This window comes from Janthinobacterium sp. SUN176 (assembly GCF_030587335.1).
Lineage (GTDB): Bacteria > Pseudomonadota > Gammaproteobacteria > Burkholderiales > Burkholderiaceae_D > Janthinobacterium > Janthinobacterium kumbetense.
On sequence record NZ_JAPWIA010000001.1, the window covers coordinates 1,128,567 to 1,153,011 of the forward strand.

13 protein-coding genes are annotated in these 24,445 nt (G+C 69.2%); 9 read left to right on the forward strand and 4 right to left on the reverse strand.

The annotated features are described in order from the left end of the window. The first annotated feature begins 75 nt into the window (after nt 1-75). Both O3299_RS05160 and O3299_RS05165 read left to right on the forward strand, forming a co-directional pair. Nucleotides 76-1,233: an agmatine/peptidylarginine deiminase gene (locus O3299_RS05160; RefSeq protein ID WP_305061652.1), complete on the forward strand. Its 1,158-nt coding sequence runs from the start codon at nt 76-78 to the stop codon at nt 1,231-1,233. Between the two features lie 22 nt (nt 1,234-1,255). Then, on the forward strand, nt 1,256-2,347 hold the full coding sequence (locus tag O3299_RS05165) for an agmatine/peptidylarginine deiminase (protein ID WP_305061653.1): 1,092 nt from the start codon (nt 1,256-1,258) through the stop codon (nt 2,345-2,347). Between the two features lie 20 nt (nt 2,348-2,367). Here the strand turns inward: O3299_RS05165 and O3299_RS05170 are convergent, their stop codons facing one another. Then, a complete protein-coding gene (locus O3299_RS05170; protein WP_305061654.1) occupies nt 2,368-3,429 on the reverse strand; it encodes a nitronate monooxygenase family protein in 1,062 nt (353 codons plus the stop codon). Between the two features lie 87 nt (nt 3,430-3,516). On the opposite strand from O3299_RS05170, the gene O3299_RS05175 reads away from it, so the two are divergent. Beyond that, a complete protein-coding gene (locus tag O3299_RS05175; protein ID WP_305061655.1) occupies nt 3,517-4,389 on the forward strand; it encodes a LysR substrate-binding domain-containing protein in 873 nt (290 codons plus the stop codon). Next, nucleotides 4,386-5,516, forward strand: coding sequence for a YbfB/YjiJ family MFS transporter (locus O3299_RS05180; RefSeq protein ID WP_305061656.1), 1,131 nt, complete (start codon nt 4,386-4,388; stop codon nt 5,514-5,516). The genes O3299_RS05175 and O3299_RS05180 overlap by 4 nt, the downstream gene beginning before the upstream one ends. A gap of 3 nt (nt 5,517-5,519) precedes the next feature. Here O3299_RS05180 and O3299_RS05185 read toward each other — a convergent pair whose 3' ends face one another. Genes O3299_RS05185 through O3299_RS05195 form a run of 3 tightly spaced genes read right to left on the reverse strand, consistent with a single transcriptional unit; the run spans nt 5,520 to nt 8,388 of the window. Beyond that, nucleotides 5,520-6,569 (reverse strand): serine hydrolase, encoded by a 1,050-nt coding sequence (locus O3299_RS05185; protein ID WP_305061657.1) that lies wholly within the window; start codon nt 6,567-6,569, stop codon nt 5,520-5,522. Beyond that, nucleotides 6,560-7,375 (reverse strand): alpha/beta fold hydrolase, encoded by an 816-nt coding sequence (locus O3299_RS05190; protein ID WP_305061658.1) that lies wholly within the window; start codon nt 7,373-7,375, stop codon nt 6,560-6,562. The genes O3299_RS05185 and O3299_RS05190 overlap by 10 nt, the downstream gene beginning before the upstream one ends. Then, nucleotides 7,372-8,388 (reverse strand): M14 family zinc carboxypeptidase, encoded by a 1,017-nt coding sequence (locus O3299_RS05195; protein WP_305061659.1) that lies wholly within the window; start codon nt 8,386-8,388, stop codon nt 7,372-7,374. The genes O3299_RS05190 and O3299_RS05195 overlap by 4 nt, the downstream gene beginning before the upstream one ends. Before the next feature lie 209 nt (nt 8,389-8,597). On the opposite strand from O3299_RS05195, the gene O3299_RS05200 reads away from it, so the two are divergent. From O3299_RS05200 to O3299_RS05220, 5 genes are all read left to right on the forward strand, one after another. Continuing rightward, nucleotides 8,598-9,341, forward strand: coding sequence for a hypothetical protein (locus O3299_RS05200; RefSeq protein WP_305061660.1), 744 nt, complete (start codon nt 8,598-8,600; stop codon nt 9,339-9,341). Next, entirely contained in the window at nt 9,338-9,913 is a 576-nt protein-coding gene (locus O3299_RS05205) for an RNA polymerase sigma factor (RefSeq protein WP_305061661.1), read from the forward strand. Before O3299_RS05200 ends, O3299_RS05205 begins: the two co-directional genes overlap by 4 nt. Nucleotides 9,914-9,921: 8 nt before the next feature. Then, complete coding sequence (locus O3299_RS05210) at nt 9,922-10,905, forward strand: DUF4880 domain-containing protein (protein WP_305061662.1); 984 nt, start codon at nt 9,922-9,924, stop codon at nt 10,903-10,905. A 165-nt stretch (nt 10,906-11,070) separates the two neighbouring features. Beyond that, nucleotides 11,071-23,715, forward strand: coding sequence for a filamentous haemagglutinin family protein (locus tag O3299_RS05215; RefSeq protein WP_305061663.1), 12,645 nt, complete (start codon nt 11,071-11,073; stop codon nt 23,713-23,715). Then, on the forward strand, nt 23,712-24,428 hold the full coding sequence (locus tag O3299_RS05220; protein WP_305051716.1) for a sigma-70 family RNA polymerase sigma factor: 717 nt from the start codon (nt 23,712-23,714) through the stop codon (nt 24,426-24,428). Before O3299_RS05215 ends, O3299_RS05220 begins: the two co-directional genes overlap by 4 nt. Nucleotides 24,429-24,445: the final 17 nt, after the last annotated feature.

The window sequence follows — 24,445 nt, forward strand, 5'->3', positions numbered from 1 at the left end:
CTTGATCGCTCCACAATGCCGTCCATGCCAACGCATCGACTGCGCGGCACTCTGACTAACTAATCAAGGATGGATATGAACACACGTCGATATTTCTTGCGCCATTGCATGCTGGGCGGCAGCGCGCTGGCCATGGGCGGCATGCTGGCCGGCTGCGGCGGCGGCACGCCGGAAACGGGCCCGGTGGCGCCAGTGCCGCCCATCATCAGCGGCGGTGGCGTCAACCAGGCCGACGGCTGGCGCATGCCCGACGAGGCCGAAGCCCACAAGGCCACGTGGATGGCGTATGGCGCCTCGAACGCCGTCTGGACGCGCGCGCAAGTGCCGCAAGTGCAGCTGGCGCTGGTGCGCATCGCCAACGCGATTGCCGCCTACGAACCCGTCAACATGCTGGTGCGTCCTGCCGAGCTGGCCAGTGCGCGGCAGTTGCTCGACGCCCGCGTGAACCTGATTTCCGCCGAGATGGATGATTTGTGGATGCGCGACACGGGGCCCGTCTTCGTGCGCAAGCCGAATGGCGAGCGGGCCGGCGTGAAGTTCAACTTCAATGGCTGGGGCAACAAGCAGCAGTCCGGCAAGGATGGCCAGGTGGCCGACGTGGTCGCGGCCCAGGCCAGGGTGCCGCTGCTGGCCACGCGCCTGGTGCTGGAAGGCGGGGCGCTGGAAGTCGATGGCAAGGGCACGGCCATCATCACGGAAAGCTGCGTGCTCAACAGTAACCGCAATCCGGGCTGGAGCAAGGCCGACTGCGAAGCGGAATTGGGGCGGCTGCTGGGCATCCGCAAGGTGATCTGGCTGCCAGGCATCAAGAACCAGGACATCACGGATGCCCACACGGACTTCTACGCCCGCTTCGTGCGCCCCGGCGTGGTGGCGGCGCACCGCGAGATGGACACGGCATCGTACGATTACGCGCTGACCCGGCGCCACCTGGAGATACTGCGCGGCGCCACGGATGCCGATAACCGGCCGCTGCAGATCGTCGTCATCGATGGCCCCGAAAAAATTCGGCCTGGAAACAACCCGAACACCTTCGCCGCCGGCTACATCAATTACTATGCCACCAGCAGCGCCATTTTCCTGCCAGAATTCGGCGATGCGCAAGCGGACGCCAGCGCCAAGGCGCAGTATGCGCAGCTGTATCCGGGACGCGCCGTGATCCAGATCAATATCGACCCCATCGCGGCCGGTGGCGGCGGCATCCATTGCACCACGCAACAGGAACCGGCGTAAACGCGCCGCACAGGAGAACAGCATGCAACGACGACATTTTCTGAACGGTGCCATGGGCCTGGCGGCCAGCGCCGCGGCCGGTTTGCCGGCCATGTCCGCCCTGGCGGCCGGTGCCGGCTGGCGCATGCCCGACGAAGGTGAGCGCCACGCCGCGACGTGGATGGCTTTCGGCGCGAATGACGACGTGTGGGGCAAGCGCCTGAAGGCGGGCGCGCAGGCGGACCTGGCGCGCATCGCGCAAGCGATCGCCAGCGTCGAACCCGTGCACATGCTCGTCAACGAGGAAGACTACGACGTGGCGGCTCGCCTGTGCGGCAACAAGGTCAAGCTGCTGGTGCAGCCCATCGACGACCTGTGGATGCGCGACACGGGCCCCGTCTTCGTCAGGAAGGCGGGCGGGGCGCTGGCCGGCGTGAATTTCAATTTCAATGGCTGGGGCGAAAAGCAGGACTATGACGACGATGCGCGGGTGGCCCCTTTCGTGGCCGGACGCGCCGGCGTGGCCGTGCTGGAAAGCAGCCTGGTGCTGGAAGGGGGCGGCATCGAAGTCGATGGCCAGGGCACGGCCATCATCACGGAAAGCTGCGTGCTGAACGCCAACCGCAATCCCGGCGTCGGCAAGGCAGCATGCGAACGCGAATTGCGCCGGCTGCTGGGCATCGAGAAAGTCATCTGGCTGCCCGGCATCGCGGGCCAGGACATCACCGATGGCCACACGGATTTCTATGCCCGCTTCTGCGCCCCCGGCGTCGTCGCGGCCGGCTTCGACAGCGACCCGGCGTCGCCCGAACGGGCCGTCACCCAGCGCCACCTCGACATCCTGCGCAAGGCCATGGATGCGCGCGGCCGTGCGCTGCAGGTGGTGGTCTTGCCCGGACCTGGTTCAGTCCGTCCGCGCTATGAAAACAAGGATTTCGCCGCCGGCTACATCAATTTCTATGTCTGCAACGGCGCCGTGCTGTGCCCGGAATTTGGCGATGCGGCAGCCGACCGTAACACCAAGGCCATCCTGCGCGAGCAATTCCCCGGGCGCGACATCGTGCAGTTGAACATCGACGCCATCGCGGCTGGTGGCGGCGGCATCCACTGCACCACGCAGCAGCAGCCGGCGTGAGGCAGATGGCCCCGGAAAAGTCAGGCCGCCATTTCCCGCGCCAGGGTGGCCACCAATTCCTCCGCCCCCATTTCCCGCGCCAGCGGGGCGCCCTGGCCGGCCCACTGGGCGGCGAATTCGCTGTCGCCATGCTGGCTGGCTAGCGCGTTCAATTGCTTGGCGGCATCGTAGGCGACGGGATAGTCGGCCGGCGGCGGGCTGCCCGGCGCTTCGCCATGTTCGATGAAGCGGTTCACCATGCCGCGCGCCAGGCGGCCCGACAGCACGCTGGTCAGCCGGGTGCTGGCCGCCCGTTCGCTTCTCAGGTTGGCCCGGTAGCCCGCATTGGCCGACGATTCCGGGCACAGCACGAATGCCGTGCCCAGCTGCGCGGCCACGGCGCCCAGGTCCAGCGCGGCGCGGATGCCTTGTCCATCCATGATGCCGCCGGCGGCGATGAGGGGGAGGGCGGTGCGGCCCGCCAGCAGGCGCAGCAGCACGGTGGTGCTGTGGCGTTCGTCCGGCGCTTGCGGGTCGAAGACGCCGCGATGCCCGCCCGCTTCCACGCCTTGCGCCACGATGGCGTCGACGCCCGCCTGTTCGATCAGTGCTGCCTCGCGCACATTGGTGGCCGTGGCCATCGTATAGATGCCGGCCTGGCGCAGGGCGGCGATCTGCTGCTGCGTCGGCAAGCCGAAATGGAAGCTGACGACGGCGGGACGCTGTTCCAGCAACAGGGCAAACGCCGCCTCGTCGCCGATGAACGTTTTATAGATCTCGTCGAGCGCCTCTGGCGCGGCCGCGCCCAGCTCCGCAAACAGGGGCGCCAGATGGGCCAGCCAAGCCGCTTCGCGCCGCGCATCCCTGACGGCCGGCGCATGGCAGAACACATTGATATTGAAGGGCTTGTCCGTCAGCGCGCGCGTGTCGGCGATCATCTGGCGCGCCTGCGCCACGGTGCCGGCGCCGATTCCCATCGAACCGAGGCCGCCCGCGTTCGAGACGGCGGCGGCCAGGCGCGGTGTGGAAACGCCCGCCATCGGCGCTTGGATGATGGGCAATTGCAAGCCGAGACGGTCGAGGAAACGCTGGATTGACGTCATGATGATTCCTTCATGAGGTTGAGGATGCTGCATTTAATTCGTATTTTAAGAATATAATAGCATAATCATTTTCAAAAAGAGAATACGATGGATTCGGAATCATTGCGGATTTTTTGCTCGGTCGCCAGTGAACTGAGCGTCACCCAGGCCGCAGCGCGGCTGGGCCGCGCGCCGTCCAGCGTCACCACGCGCATCCAGCAGCTGGAAGCCGATATCGGCGCGGAACTGTTCGTGCGCACCAATAAACGCATGGCCCTGACGGCGGCGGGCGAGCGCTTTCTCGAGTATGCGCAGCGCCTGCTGGCGCTGGCGGACGAAGCGCGGCATGTCGTCACGGGCGGGCGCGAGGGCGGCACCTTGCGTGTCGGCAGCATGGAAAGCACGGCGGCCAGCCGCTTGCCGGCCTTGCTGGCCGCGTATCACGCGCGCTATCCGGCGACGCGCCTGGCGCTGGGCACGGGGCCGTCGCGGCCCCTGATCGAGCAAGTGCGCACGGGCTTGCTCGACTGCGCTTTCGTGGCCTTGCCGCCAGCATTCGGCGGCGCCGCCGCCCTGGCGGAGCTGGGCCTGGCATCGAAGGCCGTGTGGCGCGAGGAACTGTGCCTGCTGCTGCCGGCCAGCGAAGCGCAGGCGCGCCGCGCCATGGATGTGCGCACGCGCTCGCTGGCGGCGTTTCCGCAGGGCTGCACCTACCGCGGCATCGCGGAAGAGGTGCTGGGCGTGGCCGGCAGTACGCAGTGGCGGGTGCAGGAAATGAGTTCGTATCACTGCATGATTGCCTGCGTGGCGGCCGGCGCCTGCGTGACCTTGCTGCCTGCCAGCGTGCTGGCGCTGTCCGGCGCGCCGGCCACCCTGGCGACTATTTCCGCAGGGCAAATTGACACCGTGCTGGTGTGGCGCGCGGGATTCGACGTACCCGCGTTCCAGCACTTGCTGGCGCAGCTCGGCGAGTCGGCGTGAGCGGGGCGGCCGGGCTGCGCGCGGCCATCGCTGCGGCCGTCATCCTCGCCATCGGCATGGGCTTCGGCCGCTTCGCCTTCACGGCCATCTATCCGCACATGCTCGAGGAAGGCGTCTTGACCTTGCGCGACGGCAGCCTGGCCGCCTCGGCGAACTATGCCGGTTACTTGCTGGGCGCCATCCTGGCCATGCGCGCGCGGGCGAATGGCGCGCACCGGCTGTGTTTATGGTCGGTGGCCGGCACGGCCCTGTGCCTGGGCGTGCTGGCCTGGCCGATGCCCGTCTGGCTCATCGTGACGGTGCGCGGCGTGGCGGGCGTCTTCAGTGCGCTGGCCATGGTGGCGGCCTCGCTGTGGCTGCTGGTGCAGCGCGGGCAGGCGCGCGGCGCGCCGCTGCTGTATGCGGGCGTGGGCGCCGGCATTGCCGTCTCGGCCGAATTGCTGGTGCTGGCATCGCACCTGGGCTGGCGCAGCGCCGGCATGTGGCTGCTGCTGGCCGGCGTCACGGCGCTGGCGGGGCTGGCGGCCTCGCCCGCGCTTGCCGTGAGCGGCCAGGCGACCCCGGATGCGCCGCCTGCATCCGCCGCGCCGGCGCTGGCGCCCGTGGCGCCCTGGCCGCTGGTGCTGATCTATGGACTGGCGGGACTCGGTTACATCGTCACGGCCACCTATCTGCCCGTGCTGGTGGGCGTGGCCTTGGCCAATCTCAATTCCGCCCACGTGTGGGCCGTGTTCGGCCTGGGCGCGGCGCCTTCGTGTTTCCTGTGGCACCGGCTGCACGAGCGCCTGGGCACGCGCCAGGCGCTGCGGCTGAACTTGCTGCTGCAGGCGCTGGGCGTGGCCTTGCCCGTGCTGGCGCCCTCGGCCGCCGGCTATTTGCTCAGCGCCATCCTCGTCGGCGGCACGTTCGTCGGCACGGTGACCATTGCCATGCCGGCTGCGCAGCGGGCAGCCGTCAAGGCGGGCGCCAGCATGATGGCCATCATGACGGTGGTATATGGCATCGGACAGATTATCGGCCCCGTGCTGGCCGGCAGCTTGTATGCGCAGTCGCACAATTTCAACGGTGCATTATTGGCGGCGGCCGGCGCGCTGCTGCTGGCCGTCGCGGTGAGCTTGCGCCTGTAAACCTCAGAGGCCGAATGCGCAGCGCATGAAGTCGCCCCGCAGCGCGTTGACCCGGGCGGAATCGCGCGTGTAATACAGCTTGTTCGTCAGCAGCACGGCATAGCGGCCGCGCCGGGGGCTGAGCCACATGGCCGTGCCGGTGAACCCCTGGTGGCACCAGACGTCGTCTTGCGGCCCGGTGCCTGCCGCCGGATGCCAGAACAGGCCGCGCGACGGCCGCAAGTCGCCCGTCTGCAGCGTCAGTGAAGCGTGCACCCAGCCGGCGTCAAACACCTGGCCTGCGCCATGCAGGCCTGACGCCAGCATTGCCCGCAGGAAGCGCTGCAAGTCGGGCACATTGGAAAACAGCCCGGAGATGCCGCACACGCCGCCCAGCAGGCGGGCCGAGAAATCATGCACCACGCCGGCAAGGTGGGCGCCCGCCTGTTCGCAATACTCGGTCGGCGCGATTAGCTGGCCGTGGCGTGGCGCGAGCGGGCCGTAACCCGTGGCGGCCATGCCCAGCGGCTGCAGCACATGCTCTGCAAGCGCCTGTTCCAGTGGCTGGCCCAGCAGGCGCTCGATGACAAAGCCGAGGATCAGGGCGGCGCGGTCCGTGTATTCGACAGCCTGGCCCGGCGTGCCTTCCAGCGGCTCGCGCAGCACGCCGCGCACGATATCGTCGTACACCTCGCCATAGCTGGCGCGCAGGCGGGCGCGCAGCGGCAAGCCGGCCGTATGCGTGAGCAGCTGGAAAATCGTGATGGGCGCCAGCGCGTAGCCCGCCGTGCCGGGCAGCAGGTCGGCCAGCCGGTCGTCCAGGCGCAGGCGTTGCTGGCCAATCAGCCTGCCGATCAGCGACCAGACGCTGACGATCTTGGTCAGCGAAGCGATATCGAACAGGGTGTCGACCTGCATGGCGGCGCTGGCGGGCTCCGGCGTGAGCCGCCCGGCCGCGCCCGCCACGCCATGGTCGATGGTGCCGACGGCCCAGGCCGCGCCTGGGAAAATCCGTTCCTGCACGCCGGCTTTTGCCAGCGCCGTCAGTTGCTCCGTGCGATAGGCTATCGGCATGATGATTGTGCCGTATTGGTCTGCTCATCGCCTGCCGCTGCCACCCCGAGCCAGCGCGCCACCGATTGCGCCAGCCATTCCCCCTCGTCGAGCGGCAAGTCGTGCCCGGCGTCGCCGTGGATCAGGCAATCGGCTTGCCAGGCGCGGGCCAGGCGCTGCGAACAGCGGTGGTCGACCAGCCGGTCTTGCGCGCCGGCCATCACCAGCACGGGCATGGTCGGGCGGACGAGGGGCGCGCGGTAGCGGGCGGCCGACAGCAGCTGGCGCAGGGCGTTGCGGCGGCTCACCGGGTATTCCTGCTGATAAGTCAACCAGTCGGCCACCAGCGCGGGAGTGCCGCCAGCATGCCGGCGGCTCGTCAGGCGCAAGATCAATGCTTCCTGGCTGGCGGCATCGCCCAGCAGCAGCTGGCGCAGCAGGGCGCCGTAGTTTTGCCAGCGCAGGCGTTGATGGAAGGGATTGAACGGCCGCATGCTGGTGTTGATGAGCACGCAGCGGGCGATTTCCTGCGGATAGCGGCTGGCCCATTCGACGGCCACCATGCCGCCCAGGGACAGGGCCAGCAAGTGGTAGGGCGCCGGGATGCCCCGCGCCTGCAACTCCCGGCGGCAGTCTTCCACCATGTCGGCCACGCGGGTGGCGCTGTCCTGCGCATGGCGCGTGCCGTTGCCGGGCAGGTCGGGCGTGACGATGCTGGCGCCGGGCAGGGCGCGCGCGAAGGTGGCGGGGAAGCTGCCCCAGTGGCGCTGTTCGCGCATCAGGCCGCGCAACAGGACCCAGTTATCGTGCGTGTTGATCTGCGTCATGATTCATACCATTGCGCCAGGGCGCGCCGGCGCTGTGCCTTGCGCAGCAAGCCTTCCGGCATCCAGCGGCCGTGGCTGCTGGCGGCGCGCATGAGGAAATCGAACCACACCAGGTGCCGCCGCAGCACGCGCTGCAGGCGGTGCGCGGCCGTGGGGTTGAACATGCTGACCCGGTTGAACAGCTGGCGCGGGTTTTTCTTGACCCACAGCCACGACCCCATTTCCAGGGTCAGCGGCAGGAACACGCGCCCGCTGTAGCTGGTGCCGTTCAGGTACAGATAATCCCACAGGTCGCCATGCGTGCGGTATTGCCGGCTTTGCGGCTCGAACACATAGTTGTGGTTGGGGTAGCTCTGGCTGAACAGCTCTTCCAGCGCGCCGATTTCGGCCAGGTGTTCGATGGGCACCTTGGTGTGCGCATGGGGAAACCAGATGCGGTCGCGCAAGCCGAAGCCGGAGTGGCAATCGAGGGCGATGCTGAACTGGCGCGACAGCAGTTCGCGCTCGACGAGGTCGCACACGGCGGCGCTTTCCAGCTCCATCGGCCCCCCGGCCGCGCCCCGGTACCAGGGCAGGCGGGCGCTGTAGCGCTGTCCGCCCAGCATGAACGGCACTTTTTCGCGCGCGCTCAGGGGCGCGTTGCGCATCAGGTCCACGCCGCGCGGATTGCAGCGCGTGGCTTGCCACATGCCGCCCGGGTTGACCAGCGGCATGAACACGAGGCGCATGGTTTCCAGCTGCTGGTGCAGGGTGGCATCCCAGCGCAGGCGCGCGACCAGGCTTTCCAGGAATGACAGGATGACTTGCGTGCCGATGCGCTCGAGGCCGTGGATGCCGCCGAAAAAGCCCAGCACGGGCACGTCGGGGCTCGGATTGCCCAGCGCGATGGAGTACACGGGAAACTCGCGCCCATCCATGGCGATGCTGCAGGGCGCGGCCACTTCCAGGTGGCTGCCGCCCTCGTCGATGAGGCGCTTCAGCAAGACCAGCTCGGGCAGATTCTTTTCGATCATCAGGCGTCTGAAAGGGAAAGTGACAGCCAGTGTAGCCGAAATAGGTGGCGCGCCGGACGTCCCGCATGGCGAAATTTATGCACGCTGACGATGTCACGAAGCCGTCATTTTTTCTGTGTAGGCTATTGCAGTTGATGCAAGAGTTGTTACTTGGCAATGCCTTGTTTCCACGCAATTCCCCCCTCACACGATAGCGACTCGATAGCGATATGACAGGCAGCCCGGCATCCGTCCATGTGCTTGCGCTGGCAGGATACCTGGTTTTGCTGGGTTTCCTGGCCGCGGTGGGGCCCGCGCGGGCGCAGTCCGCCGACGGCCCCGTGCTGCAGTTCGATATCGCCGCGCAAAACCTGGGCGACGCGCTGGACCTGTACAGCCGCCGCACGGGCATCGCCGTGCTGATGGACCAGCGCTATGCGCAGCGCCAGTCGGGCGCCGTGCGCGGCGCCCATGCGGCCGGCGCGGCCCTGCAAGCCTTGCTGGAAGGCACGGGCCTGCAATCGCGCCTGTCCGACGCGCAAGCCGTCATCGTGTACGCCCCGGCCGGCGCTGCGGCTGCCGCCGCGGCGGAGCTGCCGCAGGCCGCCGTCGTGGCCGCTGCCGACATCCCGGGCGCCGTGCAGGGCGGCGGCGACCATGCGGCCTATGTCAGCCGCCTGCAGCACGTGCTGCTGGGCTTGCTGTGCCGCGCGGCGCAGACGCGTCCCGGCGGCTACCGGCTGGCGCTGCAGCTGTATCTGAACCGCGCCGGCGTGGTGGACCGCGTGCACCTGCTCGACAGCACGGGCTTGCGCGCGCGCGACACGGCCATCGCGCGCCTGGTGCTGGGCATGCGCGTGGGCGCGGCGCCGCAGCCGTCGATGCCGCAACCCGTCTCCATCCTGCTGCTGCCGCAAGGGCCGGGCAGCGAAGTCGATTGCGCCCCCGGAACAATGGGAAGGCTCGCGCCATGAGCATGCCCGACCTGCGCACCAAGCTGAAACGCCACCTCAGTTCGCGCTACGCCGTGCTGCGCGGGCGCCTGGAGCGCGTGGTCGGCTGCAAGCACCATGCGGCCGATGCGCTGCAGGAAACGTGGCTGCGCCTCGAAGCGATGGTGGCGCCCGGTCCCGCCGCCGCGCCCGTCCACAATCCGGACGCCTATCTGCTGCGCATGGCGGCCAATATCGCCACCGATGCCTACCGCCGCGACCGCATCATCGTCACCGAGCGCGAACGCGAAGAGCTGATGCACATGGCCGACGAGGCCGGCGACGACATCAGCGACCCGGCGCGCATCGTCTCGGCGCGCCTCGACGTGCAGGCGCTCGACGCGGCCTTGGCGGGCCTGTCGCCGCGCCGCCGCGCCATCCTGACGGCCGCCAGGGTCGATGGCTTGCTCAATGCGGACATTGCCGAGCGCTTCGGCATTTCCGTGGCGATGGTGAAGAAAGAATTGCAGGCCGCCATGCAACACTGTAAAACGTGCATGGCCGACGCCGATGCCGCCCAGCGCAGCGATGTGTCGGGCCGCCGTAAATATTGATGAATCTCATGACTGCTCCTGACCGCGATCCACGCGACCCTTCCCATACCGCCGACAGCGACGCTGACATCGGCCGGCAAGCCGCTGCCTGGTGGGCGCGGCTGCGCGGCGACGATTTCACGCAGGCGGACGCCGACGCCTTGCGCGCCTGGTGCGCGCGCAGCCCCGCGCATGCGCGCGCCTGGCGCGAACTCCAGCAAGTGTGGCAGGCGCTGGCCCCCGCGTTGGACCGCGCCGCCGATGCCGCGCCGCAGCGGGCGAACGTGCTGGCGTTCCCGGCGCGCCCCGGGCGCCGGGCTTTCCTGGGCGGCGCGCTGGCGGCCGGCGTGGCCGTGCTGGCCTTGCGCCCGCCGCTGGGCGCCTGGCCGTCGCTGCAGGAATGGAGCGCCGATTACCGCACGGGCACGGGCGAGCAGCGGCAGGTGGCCGTGTCGCAGCAGATGACGGTGCAGATGAATACGCAGACGCGCATCGATGTGCGGGCGCCGGAAGCCATCGAACTGCTGGGCGGCGAAGCGGAAATCCTCGCCAGCGGCGCGCGCCAGCCCGTCACGGTGGTGGCGGGCGCGGGGCGCTTGCTGGCGCAGTCGGCCCGCTTCAACGTGCGCCATACGGATGATGCCGTCTGCGTCACCTGCCTGGCGGGCGCCGTGGACGTGGTCTGGCAGCAGCGGCGCCAGACCCTCGATGCGGGGCAGCAACTGGTCTACGATGACCGGGGCGTGCAGGCGGCCACGGCCGCGCCAGCGGAGGAGGCCAGCGCGTGGCGCACGGGCGCGCTGTCGTTTGTCGGCAAGCCGCTGGCCGAGGTCGTCGATGAAATCAACCGCTACCGGCCGGGCCGGGTGGTGCTGCGCAATGCCGAGCTGGGCCGCCGCCTCGTGCGCATGCGTTTTTCCATCGGGCAAACCGATGGCGCGCTGGCGATGATACGCGACCTGTACGGCGCGCAAATGACCAGTTTGCCGGGCGGCATCGTGCTGCTCAGTTGATTTCCGCTGATTCCAGGTTTCCCTTTGGCAGGCTTATTTGAAAATATTTAAAAATATTTTTCAAAAAACATTATCCCTTCCGCCATCCGGCTACGTCATGGAGGCATGGACGCTTGCGCTACCGCCAGGCTCCGTTCCCTTCTCTCTAGCCAGGAAACCATTGCCATGACCAAGCTTCACACTGCCCAGCGCCCAGTCCCGAACGTCGACATGGACGCGCAGCGTACCTCCACGCTGGGCAGCCGCTTGCGGCTCACGCCGCTCGCCTACGCACTGACCACCATGCTGATGGCGGGCGCCTTTGCCACGCCGGCCCGCGCGCAGCAGGCGTTCAGCGGCGGCTGGTTCGCGGCCAAGGGCGCGGCGCAGAATACGGCGGCCACTTCGGGCCGCCTGCCGAATGGCCAGCCGCTGCCGCTGGGCAGCCGGCCCGAGGGCCAGCAACAGCAGGCGAACCAGCAGTTGCAGCGCTCGCTCAACAACCTGAACCTGGCCGCGCGCGCCATTGCCGCGCAGCAAGCGGCCCAGGCGCAGGCGCGCCAGGCGGCGGCCGGCGTGCCCGGCGCACCCGATGGCCTCGTGAAAGGCGGCTTGCAGGTCGACACCAACAGCCTGACGGCCGGCTGGCTCAACGCCCAGGCGCCCGTGCAGACGGTAGCGAACGGCAAGACGGCCGTGGTGGTGCAGCAGACGGCGGACAAGGCCATCCTGAACTGGGAAACGTTTAACGTCGGCAAGGACACGATATTGACGTTCCAGCAACAAAAGGATTGGGCCGTGCTGAACCGGGTCAACGATCCGCAAGCCCGTCCCAGCCAGATCCAGGGCCAGATCAAGGCCGACGGCACGCTGCTGCTCGTCAACCGCAACGGCATCGTCTTCAACGGCGCGAGCCAGGTCGACTCGCGCAGCCTGGTGGCGGCCGCGGCCCGTATCAGCGATGCGCAATTCCAGAAAAACGGTATCTATAGCCCCGGCACGGCCGGCGCCACGACGTTCACGGACGCGGCCGGCAAGGTGCAGGTGCAGGCGGGGGCGCGCATCGCCAGCAATGCGCCCAAGGGCAGCACGGAAGGCGGCGGCTATGTGATGCTGCTGGGCAAGGAAGTCCACAACGGGGGCGAGATCGGCACGCCGAAAGGCCAGGCCCTGCTGGCCGCCGGCGACAGCTTTACCATTAAAAAAGGCGTGGGCACGGACGGCAACCCCCTGTCGACCACGCGCGGCAGCGAAGTCACGCCGCAGTTCGCGGCCGGCAGCACGGCGGGCAAGGTGGTCAACACGGGCCTGATCCAGGCGCGCGAAGGCGACGTCACCCTGGCCGGGCGCGATGTGCGGCAGGACGGCGTGCTGCTGGCGTCCACCACCACGGCCACGCGCGGCACCATCCACCTCAACGCCCTGGGCAGCGACGCGGCCGTCACCGTGGGACGGGGCGCCACCACGGCCATCCTCGTCGAGGACGACGGCAAGACGACGGCGCTCGACAGCCAGCGCGACGCCATGCGCGGCCCGGCCGTGACGTCCACGGAAAACATCCTCGCCGTCAACGACCGCCGCGACCAGTCGCGCATCGAGATCGGCAGCGCCGGCACGGTGGAATTCATGGGCGACTCCCTGACCCTGGCCACGGGCGGCCAGATCGCCGTCAACGCGGCCAGCCGCAGCCTGCTGCGCGACGGCGCCCAGCTCGACGTTTCCGGCGCCGTGGGTGTGAAGATGGCGATGGAAGCGAACAATGTCGAGATCAACGTGCAGGGCAACGAGCAGCGCGATGCGCCCGTCAACCGCGACGGCAAGGCTTTGATCAATAACAATATCTGGGTGGACCGCCGCAAGCTGGTGTTCGTGCCAAAAGGCACGAACGGCTACGACAGCGACCGCTGGTATACGGCGGGCGGCTTGCTGGAAGTGGCCGGTTACCTGGGCACGCAGGGCCACTCCGTCAGCGAATGGATGGCGCAGGGCGGCACGGTCAGCTTCGGCGGCAAGGATGTCGTCACGCAGCTTGGCTCCAGCATCAACCTGTCGGGCGGCACCCTGGACGTGCAGACGGGCGCGCTGCGCCAGACCTGGCTGAAAGGCGCGGACGGCAAACTGTATGAGGCAGGCAGCGCGCCCGCCGACTTGCCGTATGCGGGCGTGTACAAGGGTTACGAGGAAGAGCATGTGCGCTGGGGCAAGGATGCCAGCGCTTTTTACGCCAATCCATTGATCGCCGCACAGAAGCGCCTGGAAAACGGCTACACGGTGGGCCGCGACGCGGGCAAGCTGGTGGTGGCGACGGGGTCGGCCGTGCTGGAAGGGGGCATTGCGGGCGACGTCTTCCAGGGCGAGCGCCAGGCGCAGGCGCCGCAAGCGCTGCTCGACGGCTACCAGCAGTCGCAGCTGGCGGCCGCGCAGCGGGGCCAGCTGGTCGTGGGCCAGTACGTGCCGATGTTCGACAAGCGCACGGGCGTGCTGCAGCATGCGCTGTCCGCCGTCATGGACGAGGTGCGCCTGACGCGCGTGCAGGACGGCATCGCCGCCGGCCTCGACGTGACAGGCGTGCTGTCCACTGAGCGCGAGGGCAAGCTGCTGCTCGACACCACCTTGCTGAATAATCAGCAATTGGGCGCCCTGCGCATCGCCGCGAAAGGCGCGATCACCGTCGACAGCGCGCTGCAGGTGGCCGATGGCGGCACTATCACCCTGTTCGGCAAGGACGTGGCCATCAATGCCAGCCTGCGCAGCCGTGGCGGCAGCATCGCGGCCGGCAACGTGCTGAACCAGATCGGTTCACTGGGCATGCTCGATACCTTCGTCAATCCGGGCGTGCCCCCGGGCACGCTGGTGCTGGCCGACGGCGTCAGCCTCGATACCAGCGGCCTGCTCAGTAACGTGCTGCGCGATCCGCTGGCCGCCGCCGGCCTGCCTTATATGAACGGCGGCAGCGTATCGTTGCGAACGTATGGCGACGTGCGCATCGGCAATGGCAGCCTGGTCGACGTCAGTTCCGGCGCGGCCATCCTGGCGCAGGCGAAACAGCAGGGCGGCAAGGGCGGCAACGTGACCCTGGCCAGCTACGGACCGAAGGCCGACCTGGTGCTGGGCAAGGGTGCGCAAGTGCGCGGCCACGGCGTGGCGGGCGGCGGCAAGCTGGAGTTACAGGCCAACAAGATCATGATCGGCCACATTGAAAAACCCGAGGCAGGCGCCCTGCAGCTGGACGGCGGCTTCTTTGACAAGGGTTTTTCCAGCTACAGCCTGGTCGGCAAGCAAGGCGTCACGGTAGCGGACGGCACCCAGGTGGACGTGCGCATGCCCGTGCTGCGCGTGGTGGACAATGAAAAACTGGCCCTGTGGATGCCGGAACAGGTCACGGAAAATCCGCTGAAGGGCACCTTGACGCAGCGCAAGGGCGCCAGCCTGGCCCTGCAGGTGGGCGATATCCAGTCCGGCGCGGCCGACATGGCCATCGCCGAATTGCTGGTGGGCAAGAATGCCGTGGTGAGCGTCGACGCGGGCCAGTCCATCAAGCTGTCCAGCGTGGGCCAGCTGACGGTGGAAGGCCGGCTGAATGCGTGGGGCGGCAAGATCAGCCTGGGCGGCGTGGGCGTCGATCGGACGGTTTCCGAAGCGGTGGAAGCGGCCGGCCATGGCCGTTCCATCTGGATCGGCGAGCATGCCGTGCTGGACGTGGCCGCGCGCGCCGTCAGCGCCACGGATGCGCAGGGCCGGCGCTACGGCAAGGTGGTCGATGGCGGCAGCATCGTCGTCGGCGGCGAAATCGACCATGCACAGGGCAGCACTTCGGCGGCCAGCCTGTTTGTCGTCGTGCGCGACGGCGCCGTGCTCGACGCGTCCGGCGCGCACGCCGTGCTCCACGTCAATGGCGACGCCATCGACGTGGCCAGCGCGGGCGGCAGCATCGCGCTGGCGTCGAACAATGGCTTGTACCTTGATGGCCAGCTGCGGGCCAGGGCCGGCGGCGCGGGCGCGGCGGGCGGCACCCTGTCCGTGGCCACGGGCACGCCCGAGTACCTGAAAGTGCTGGCCACGCCCAAGGTGCTGCAGGGCCGCCAGCTGGCCATGACGCAGCGCCAGGGCGCCAGCGACCTGGCCGCGCACGTGAGCGCGCAGGACGCCGCGGCAACGCTGCAGTATGGCCACGGCCGTTTTTCCGTGGAGCAGGTGGAGGCGGGCGGTTTCGCCAACCTGGCGCTGCTGGGCGCCGCCTCCTTCGACGGCGACGTGGCGCTGCGGCTGCAGCAAAGCTTCCAGCTGTACGGCGCGCCCGTGCTCACGCCCGGCAGCCAGCCCGGCGCGCGCATCAGCATCGCGGCGCCGTATGTGCGCCTGGCCAGCATCAAGCCGGCTGGCCGCGATTTCTATACGACGCCAGGCAGCGCGGGGGCGTCGCCGGTTGCCAGCCAGATCAGTATTGCGGGCGACCTGATCGACGTGCGCGGCATGGTGAACATGCTGGCTGACGACGTGCGCCTGAGCAGCCGCGGCGACCTGCGCTTCCTGCTGTCGCCCTTGGGCTGGGACGGCAACCAGCCGTCGACGGTATTGTCCTCGCCCGGCGACATGACCCTCAATGTGGCCCAGCTGTATCCGGCCACGGGCGCCGGCGCCGCCGTGCGCGTGGGCTATGGTTCCGTTGGCGGCAAGTTCGGCTACGATCCGGCGCACAGCCTGACCATCGGCCGCAGCACGGCGGACGTGCCGGCCATGCCGTCTTCCGCCTTCGGCTCGCTGGAGCTGGCGGCCGCGCATATCGAGCAGGGCGGCGTCGTGCGCGCGCCGCTGGGCCGCCTGGAGATCGGCGTGGCCCGCTATGACAATGACAAGAGCCTGACGGTCAATCTGCTGGCCAATAGCATCACCTCCGTCAGCGGCGCCGGCATGGTCATGCCGTATGGCGGCACCGTCGACGGGCAGAACTGGAACGTGGATGGCAAGGCGGCCACCTTCATCGGCGTGGGCGGCGTCAATTCGCAAGGCAGCTTGCACATCGGCGTGGAAATGGCGGGCGTGGCCGTGGATGTGCAGCCGGGCGCGCTGCTCGACCTGTCCGGCGGCGGCGAACTGACGGGCGCCGGCTTCATCGCCGGCCGCGGCGGTTCCACCGATGCGCGCTACCATCCGCTGGCGCAGGTGGGAGCGAACGGCGGCTTTGTGCTGCCGGGCCTGGCCACCAACCCCGTGTACGCCATCGTGCCGGGCGTGCAGGCGCCGCAAGCGCCCGCGGGCGGCGAAAAGGCGGCGTCCGACCCGGCCGTGGGCCGGCAGGTGACGATAGGCAGCGGCGTGCCGGGCCTGGCGGCCGGCACCTACACGCTGATGCCGTCCACCTATGCCTTGCTGCCGGGCGCTTTCCGCGTGGAACTGAACGGCCTGGCGGGCCAGGGCGGCGCCGGCAGCGTGGCGCAGCCGCTGCGCAACGGTTCCTGGGCCGCGCCCGGCACCCTGTCGATCGCGGGCACGGACATCCGCGCGCCGCTGGCCAGCCAGCTGATACTCACGCCGGCCAAGGTCTTGCGCACGTATTCGCAGTACAACGAAACGGGCTATGCCGCCTTCGCGCTGGCCGACGCGCAAACGCGGGGCATTCCCCGCGCGCTGCTGCCGTCCGATGCGAAAACGCTCAAGCTGACCATGGCGCCCGGCGGCGGGGCGGACACGCTCCAGTTCCGCGGCACGGGCAAGTTCGCCGCCGCCGAGGGGGGCTACGGCGGCACCGTGGTGCTGATGTCGAGCATTCCTTCCGCTGGCGACATCGAGATCCTTGGCGACGGCGCGCCGGGCACCAGCGGCGCCGGGCAGGTCAGCGTGCGCGCTTCAAGCCTGAACAATATCGGCGCGGCGCGCATCGTGGTGGGCAGCTCGCCGATCACGGAATTTGGCCAGGGCGGCAATTATGTGAATTTTGGCAATAATTTTGCGCGCGCCATCTACCTGCGCGCGGGCGCCGTGCTGTCCGCCCCTGAAGTATTCCTGATCGCCCAGGACCCCAGCAATACCGAGCTGGGCATCGGCGTGATCGATATCGCCGCCGGCGCCGGCATCAGCACCTTGGGCAAGGGCAAGGCAGCCTACGACGCCAACGACGGCTTCATCTACAAGAGCAAGGCGGACATCCACATGCTGGCAGCGTCGAACGGCTTGCTCAACGTGGCGCCCGTGGGCGGCACGGCGCGCGGCGGGATCCGCATCGGCATGTGCGCGCTGGCGTGCACGGACACGGCCAGCCTGTACTCGGAAGGCACCCTGCTGCTGTCGACCAGCGGCAGCTTCCAGCTGCACGACACGGCCCGCTACGGCACGCGCAACCTGAGCCTGGCCGTGGGCGCCATCAATATCGGCTCGAACGAGGCGCTGGCGGCAGCCCAGGCCAGCGGCACGCGTCCCTCCGGCCTGACCCTGAACCAGGGCGTGCTGGACCGCCTGCTGCGCGGCGATACCAGCACGGGCGCGCCCGCCCTGCAGGCGCTGATGCTGAGCGCGGCCGACAGCGTTAATTTCTATGGCGACGTGGTGCTCGACACCTACGACAAGGCGAGCGGCAAATCGAACCTGGAACGCCTGGTGCTGACCACGCCGGCCATGTATGGCCAGGGCGGGGCCGGCACGGCGGCCACCATCCGCACGGCCAACCTGATCTGGGGCGGCGCCGTGTCGGCGGCCGGCAACGTGATCGCGCACGGCGCCGGCACGGGCAGCGGCACCCTGAACCTGGAAGCGGAACGCATCGATTTCGGCTTCGGCCCGTTCACCCAGCCGGCCGGTGTCGCCTCGTTCGACCGCCTGGCGCTCGGTTTTGGCACGGTCAACCTGAAAGCGTCGGGACAAGTCACGGCCAACCACAAGGGCAGCCTGTCCGTCTACCAGGCGCAGGGCGCATATGAGACGGGCAAGGGCTTCCAGTACAGCGGCGGCAACCTGCACATCAGCACGCCGCTGCTGACGGGCGACGCCGGTTCCGCGCACAGCTACACGGCGGGCGGCGCCCTGACGGTGGCGGCGCCGGCCGGCGTGGCTCCCGCCGCGCCCGTCAAGAACCATGACGCGCTGGGCGCCCAGCTGGCCTTGAACGGCGACAGCGTCAGCGTGGCGACGGCCGTGGTGCTGCCAAGCGGCAAGCTCACCATCAACGCGCAGCACGACATCACCGTGGCCGACGCGGCGCGCATCGACATGGCGGGCCGCAAGAGCACCTTCTTTGACGTGGATAAATACAGCTGGGGCGGCGACGTCATCCTGGACAGCCGCGCCGGCGACATCCGCCAGGGGGCGGGCAGCGTGATCGACCTGTCGGCCGAGCATAACCGCGCCGGCAGCCTGAAGGCCGTGGCCCTCGACGGCGGGGCCGGCATGGTGGACTTGCAGGGTAAGATCCTGGGCGGCGCCAGCGGCAGCTACGACGCGGGCGGCACCGTGGTGCCCTACAAGCAGGGCAGCGTGGACGTGCGCGCGCAGACCCTGGGCGCCGGCGGCACCCTGGACAGCCAGTTCGCCTCGCTGAACCAGCGCCTGACGGACGGCGGCGTGACGGGCGCGCGCAGCTTCCAGCTGAAACGGGGCGACTTGACGATCGGCAATGAGGTCAAGGCGGGCGAAGTGCAGGTGGCCGTCGACAATGGCCGTCTCACCGTCGCTGGCGTGATCGACGCCAGCGGCGAGCGCGTGGGCAGCATCCGCCTGGCCGGCAAGCATGGCGTCACCTTGGCCGGCAACGCCGTGCTCGACGCGCATGGCACCGTCCTGCGCGTCGACAGCTATGGCAAGATCATCGACAGCCCGAACCGGGCCACGGTGGAACTGAATGCGGGCGAAGGCGCCTTGAACCTGGCCGGCGGCGCGCAGATCGACGTGCGCCACGGCACGGCCGCCGTGGCGGGCAAGGGCAAGGGCGAATACGACGGCGCCGCGCGCGGCACGGTGGAATTGAGCGCGCCGCGCCTGGGCAGCGACGGCGCGCGCACGGATGCGGACGCCGCCACCTTTGGCGACATCGCCATCGCCGCCGGCGGCGGCTTGACCATCCGCGGCGCGAAATCCATCGCCGTCAACGCCATGCAGCGCTACGACGACGCGGCCTACGCCACTGTGCCGGGCGCCGATGGACAGCCCGTGCCCGACTTGGCGGCCAGCGGCCGTCCCTACCAGGTGATCAACCAGGTGTATCTTGACAGCAAGCACGGGGACAGCACGGCTTTCATCGATGCGGCGCTGGCGAATACGGCCTTGCGCAACGGCAAGCTGGCCGGCTTGACCACGGCCGCGTATGCCGATGCGCTGCACTTGCGTCCCGGCGTCGATATCGTCAGCAAGACGGCGGACGGCGACCTGGTGGTGCAGGGCGACCTGGATTTGTCGGGCATGCGCTACGCCAGCCTCAATCCCCGCTTCCAGCGCACGACCGTGCGCGGTTCGGGCGAGGTGGGCAGCCTGCTGCTGCGCGCCGGCGGCGATTTGAGCATCTACGGCAGTATCAATGACGGCTTCGCGCCGCCGCCTGCCACCCAGGACGACAGCGGCTGGAAACTGCTGCCGGGGCGCGACTTCAACGGCAGCGACGTCATTGTGCCGGGCAAGGGCGTGACCCTGGCCGACGGCACCATCTTCCCGGGCGGCGTCACGCTCAATTACGACGTGCCCGTCAAGGCCTTCAATGTCCGCGCCAACACGCGCCTGCCCGTGGACGTGGTCCTGAACCAGGTGCTCACCTTGCCGGCCGGCACGGTGCTGGCGGCCGCCGTGCGCGACAGCACCGGCAAGGTCCTCCACGCTGCGGGCACCTTGCTGGCCACGGCACAAACCTTGCCATCCGGCACGCGCCTCGACGCGGGCAGCGTGATTGGGCAGCTGATCAAGGTGCGCGCCATGACCTGGCCGAAAGGCGTCGCCTTGCCCGGCTTGCTGGGCGAGCTCAATGTGGTCACCCTCAGCGGCAAGGTGGTGCTGCCCGTCGGCGCGCTGATCCCGAATGGCACGAACGTCAAGCTGCTGCCGGGCGTGGACGCCATCGAACTGCGCCCGGAAGTGGCGGGCCGCCAAGGCCGGTTGTGGGCCATCGCGCCCATGCTGGCCGACGGCTCGCAGGCGTGGGGCATGCGCCTGGTAGCCGGCGCCGACCTGGACGGGGCCGACACGCGCGCCGTGCAGGCGCATCCCGCGCACGGCACCCTGCGCCTGGCCGACAGCCATTACGGCATGTATGGCGTGTTGATACCGCCGAAGGGCGTGCAGTACTGGACCAAGGAAGCGCAGGAGCTGGGCGAGCGCGAAGGCATTCCCGGCATCGTGGCGGGCGAGCCCATCACCGAGGAGTTCACCAGCCAGTTCGGCCAGACTGTCGAGGTATTTTGCGCCAACGACCCGAGCCTGTGCGTGCTGAAGGTGGCATACGTGTGGACCAGGGCGGGCGCGGAAGAGTTCGCTGACCCCAGCGTGAAGGCGGGCGACGTGGTCGACCTCGACGGCCTGGGCTGGCCCAGCATGTGCGAGGAGAATCCCACCTGGTGCGGCACGTCGCAGCCCACGTTCGACTACAAGGCGTCCAGCCTGCGCTACAGCGTGCTGCGCACGGGCACGGGCGACCTGGACCTGGTCAGCGGCGGCAACTTGCGCATGGACAGCCTGTATGGCGTGTACACGGCCGGCACGTCGTCGGTGGCGACGGCGGCCGGCGACCCGTACAACCTGCCGCGCGCGCGGGGGCTGGACGGCACGGTGCTGTCCAACCCCGACGGCGCGCATGAGCGCCTCGTCGACGGCGGCAGCGACAGCCTCTACCGCGCCTGGTATCCGGACCAGGGCGGCAATCTGCTGCTGCAGGTGGCTGGCGACCTGAGCGGTTCGCTGGTGGGCGCGGCGGCGGCCAGCAACGGGCGTCCCGTCAACAAGGATGGCCTGGGCGGTTCGGTGGCGGTAGGCAACTGGCTGTGGCGCCAGGGCAGCGGTGGCGTGGCCACGGGCGGCCCGGCCCAGCCGACGGCGTGGTGGATCAATTTCGGCACCTATGCTGCCCGCAGCGGCCTGGCCGACACCGTGCTGGGCTTTACGGGCTTCGGCACCCTGGGCGGCGGCAATGTGCGCGCCGACGTGGCGGGCGACGCCGGCATGCTGGCGCGGCAGGTCGGCGCTATCTACGACAGCAACATCAATGTGCGCTCGCAAGGCTTGCTGCTGGCCGTAGGGAGCACCGGCCGCGTGCTGGCCGATGGCAGCCTGCAACTGACGGGCGGCGGCGACCTGGACCTGCGCGTGGGCGGCGCCCTCAATCCCGCCAGCAAGCCCGGTGACGGACACTTGAATGGCGCGCTGGCCGACCTGCGCGGCCATGCCGACGTGGCGGCGGGCCAGCTGGGCACCGTTGCGCTGCAGTACGGCACCTGGGGGACCGACCACGTGCCGCTGGAAACGCGCGCCTTCGACGCCTTCCGCGCCACGCGCGCGACGCCACGGGGCGGCATGACCCTGGTACCGGGCGACGCCACCTTCAGCGTGGCAACCCTGGGCGACCAGGTGCTGCAGGAAGTGGCCGATCCCGGCCGCGCACTGCAGCTCAATACCTCGTCGTATACCAGCGCGTCGGGCGAGCAGGGCGCCGGCTACAGCTGGTTCAGCCTGTGGACGCCGCGCACGGCGCTCGACCTGCTCTCCGCCGGCGGCAACATGACGCCGCTGACGGCGGGCATCGACACGGCCACCGACCTGGCCATCGTCTACCCGTCCATCGTGCGGGTCGCGGCGCCGCATGGCAGCCTGTACTATGGCAAGGCCATCACGGACTGGAGCTCCGCATCGCTGTATGCCGCGCCTTTGCTGCTGGCGCCGTCGCCCAACGCCCAGCTGCAATGGCTGGCCGGCGACTCCATCTATGCGGGCGGCTATGCCATCAGCCAGTCCGGCGCTGCCGCCGACAGCATGGCGACGCCGTTCAAGCCCGCCTTCGCGGCGTGGAACCTCAGGCCTGGCAGCCTGACGCCCTTGGCCGACAATCTCGCGAGCACGGGCGTGCCATCGTCGACAGTGAACTATCCCCTGTTCGCCTTCGGCCCCGATTCCGCCGCCGGCCCGGCCAACAGCGGCACGCAGGCGGCGCGCATCTATGCCGTCACGGGCGACCTGATGGGCGTGAACAGCGGCCGCATGGTCGCGTTTGACGATGCCCCGCGGGCGGGCGTCACCTGGTACGAGGGGGCGCAGCCGGTGTGGATGAAGGCAGGCCGCGATATCGTCAGCAGCGGCACGGCCCAGCTGGAAGCCGTGGGTGCCAGGGGCGACGGCGACATGATGTTCCGCAATTACAGCAACCTGTTCGTGCACAATAATGCATTTGACGTATCGGTGGTGTCGGCCGGGCGCGACATCCTGAACAGTTCCTTCAACGTGGCCGGTCCCGGCACGCTGGACATCAGCGCCGGGCGCAACATATTGATGCAGGACAAGGGCAGCGTCGTCAGCCTCGGTCCCGTGGTGGCGGGCGACAAGCGTCCGGGCGCCGGCATCGCCATGCAGGCGGGCGTGGGCGCGGCCGGTCTCGACTACCTGCGCTTCGTCAAGCCGTATCTCGACCCGGCGAACGTGGCGCAGAAGGGCGTGCCGCTGGCCGACCAGGCGGGCAAGGTCGTGAAAGCGTACGACAGCGAACTGGCGGTGTGGCTGGGCGAACGCTATGCCTTCAAGGGCACGGCCGCCGAGGTTCTGGCCTTTTACCTGGCCTTGCCCGAGCCGCAGCAGCGCGTGTTCGCCCGCAATGTGTATTTCGCGGAACTGAAGGCGGGCGGGCGCGAATACAACGACTGGGACAGCTCGCGCTATGGCAGTTTCCTGCGTAGCCGCAACGCCATCGCGGCCCTGGCGCCGGCCACGGACGCCAACGGCAAGGCGCTTGCCTATGCGGGCGACATCGTCATGTACCGCGGCCTGTACGCGGTGCGCAATGACGGCGAGCAGCGCTGGGATTACTACCCCCGCAGCGGCTACGTGAACACGAACTTCGGCGGCGACATCCAGCTGCTGACGCCGGGCGGCAGGCAGGTGTTCGGCATCGAAGGCGAGGCGCCGCCGGCGACCTCGGGCATCATCACCAAGGGCGGCGGCAATATCGAGCTGTTTTCGCACGGCAGCATCCTGCTGGGCCAGAGCCGCATCATGACGACGTTTGGCGGCGATATCCTCGGCTGGTCGTCGGAAGGCGACATCAACGCGGGGCGCGGCTCGAAGTCGACCATCGTCTACACGCCGCCCAAGCGCGTATATGACAACTGGGGCAACGTGACCCTGTCGTCCGACGTGCCGAGCACGGGCGCCGGCATCGCCACCCTGGCGCCGATCGCGGAAGTGCCGGCCGGCGACGTGGACTTGCTGGCCCCGCTGGGCACCATCGACGCGGGCGAGGCGGGCATCCGCGTCTCGGGCAACGTCAACCTGGCCGCGCTGAAAGTGATGAATGCGGCCAACATCCAGGTCAAGGGCGAAGCGAAGGGCATGCCGACGGCGGCGTCCGTCAACGTGGCGGCCATGACGAACGCCAGCGCGGCCGCTTCCCAGGCCACGGCGGCGGCGCAGGACGTGGTGCAGCGCGAGCGCGCCGCCACCCGTTCCGCGCAGCCATCCGTGTTCACGGTGCGCGTGCTGGGCTTTGGCAGCGAAGCACCGCCCGACAGCGCGCAAGCGGCGCCGCAGGAGGGCGCGCGCATCGAGGCGGCCGACTACAACCCGCGCAGCGCCGTGCGCGTGCTGGGCCTGGGCACCTTGCCGGAATCGGCCACGCGCCAGCTGACGGCGCAAGAGCGCAGCAGGTTGTCGCCATGATGGCCGGCATGGCGAATGTGGCTGCGGTCTTGCCCCTGCGCGCGGCGGGGCATGCCGGCATGGCCTGGTGCCGGCCCGCCATCCGGCCCCGCCTGCAGGCGGCCAACGACGTGGCGCCCCTGCCGATGCCGGCGCCGGCGCAGGGCGCCCGGCTGCAGGCTGTGCTGGAAGGCAATTACGCGGGACTGCACCGGCGCCTGGCGCGCCACCTGGGCTGCGCCGAGCTGGCCAGCGACAGCCTGCACGACGCCTGGCTGCGGCTGGGCGCGCTGGCGGCCGGCGACGGCGCGGCGCTGGCGCACAGCCCCGTCGCCTATGTCTTCCGCGTGGCGTGCAATGCGGCCATGGACAGCCTGCGCCGCAACCGCGCCTGGCTGTATGCGGACGAGGGCGGTGACGATGGCGCCGCCGGCCTGGTCGATTTCCTGGCCGATACGGCGGCCGGGCCGGAACGCCTGGCCGAGCTGCAGGCGGACGTGCGGCGCCTGGCGCAGGCCGTCGACTTGCTGCCGCGGCGCCACCGGCAAGTGCTCGAAGCGCTGCGCGTGGATGAGCTGACCCGCCAGGAAGTGGCCGAACGGCATGACATGTCGCTGCGCAACGTCGATACGGCCTTGCGCCAGGCGCTCGACCATTGCGCGCGCCACACGGGTTACGCGGCGCAGGGGGGCGTCGGCACGACCCGGCGCGGCCTGCGCTTGCGCCAAGGATAGGCGCTCCCCCCTGTTTT

Bases quoted from the DNA above. Each gene is read 5' to 3' on its own strand.
- O3299_RS05215 (WP_305061663.1), top strand. From the start codon at position 11,071: ATGACCAAGCTTCACACTGCCCAGCGCCCAGTCCCGAACGTCGACATG.
- O3299_RS05195 (WP_305061659.1), bottom strand. From the start codon at position 8,388: ATGATCGAAAAGAATCTGCCCGAGCTGGTCTTGCTGAAGCGCCTCATC.
- O3299_RS05165 (WP_305061653.1), top strand. From the start codon at position 1,256: ATGCAACGACGACATTTTCTGAACGGTGCCATGGGCCTGGCGGCCAGC.
- O3299_RS05185 (WP_305061657.1), bottom strand. From the start codon at position 6,569: ATGCCGATAGCCTATCGCACGGAGCAACTGACGGCGCTGGCAAAAGCC.
- O3299_RS05210 (WP_305061662.1), top strand. From the start codon at position 9,922: ATGACTGCTCCTGACCGCGATCCACGCGACCCTTCCCATACCGCCGAC.
- O3299_RS05205 (WP_305061661.1), top strand. From the start codon at position 9,338: ATGAGCATGCCCGACCTGCGCACCAAGCTGAAACGCCACCTCAGTTCG.
- O3299_RS05170 (WP_305061654.1), bottom strand. From the start codon at position 3,429: ATGACGTCAATCCAGCGTTTCCTCGACCGTCTCGGCTTGCAATTGCCC.
- O3299_RS05190 (WP_305061658.1), bottom strand. From the start codon at position 7,375: ATGACGCAGATCAACACGCACGATAACTGGGTCCTGTTGCGCGGCCTG.
- O3299_RS05200 (WP_305061660.1), top strand. From the start codon at position 8,598: ATGACAGGCAGCCCGGCATCCGTCCATGTGCTTGCGCTGGCAGGATAC.
- O3299_RS05160 (WP_305061652.1), top strand. From the start codon at position 76: ATGAACACACGTCGATATTTCTTGCGCCATTGCATGCTGGGCGGCAGC.
- O3299_RS05175 (WP_305061655.1), top strand. From the start codon at position 3,517: ATGGATTCGGAATCATTGCGGATTTTTTGCTCGGTCGCCAGTGAACTG.
- O3299_RS05220 (WP_305051716.1), top strand. From the start codon at position 23,712: ATGATGGCCGGCATGGCGAATGTGGCTGCGGTCTTGCCCCTGCGCGCG.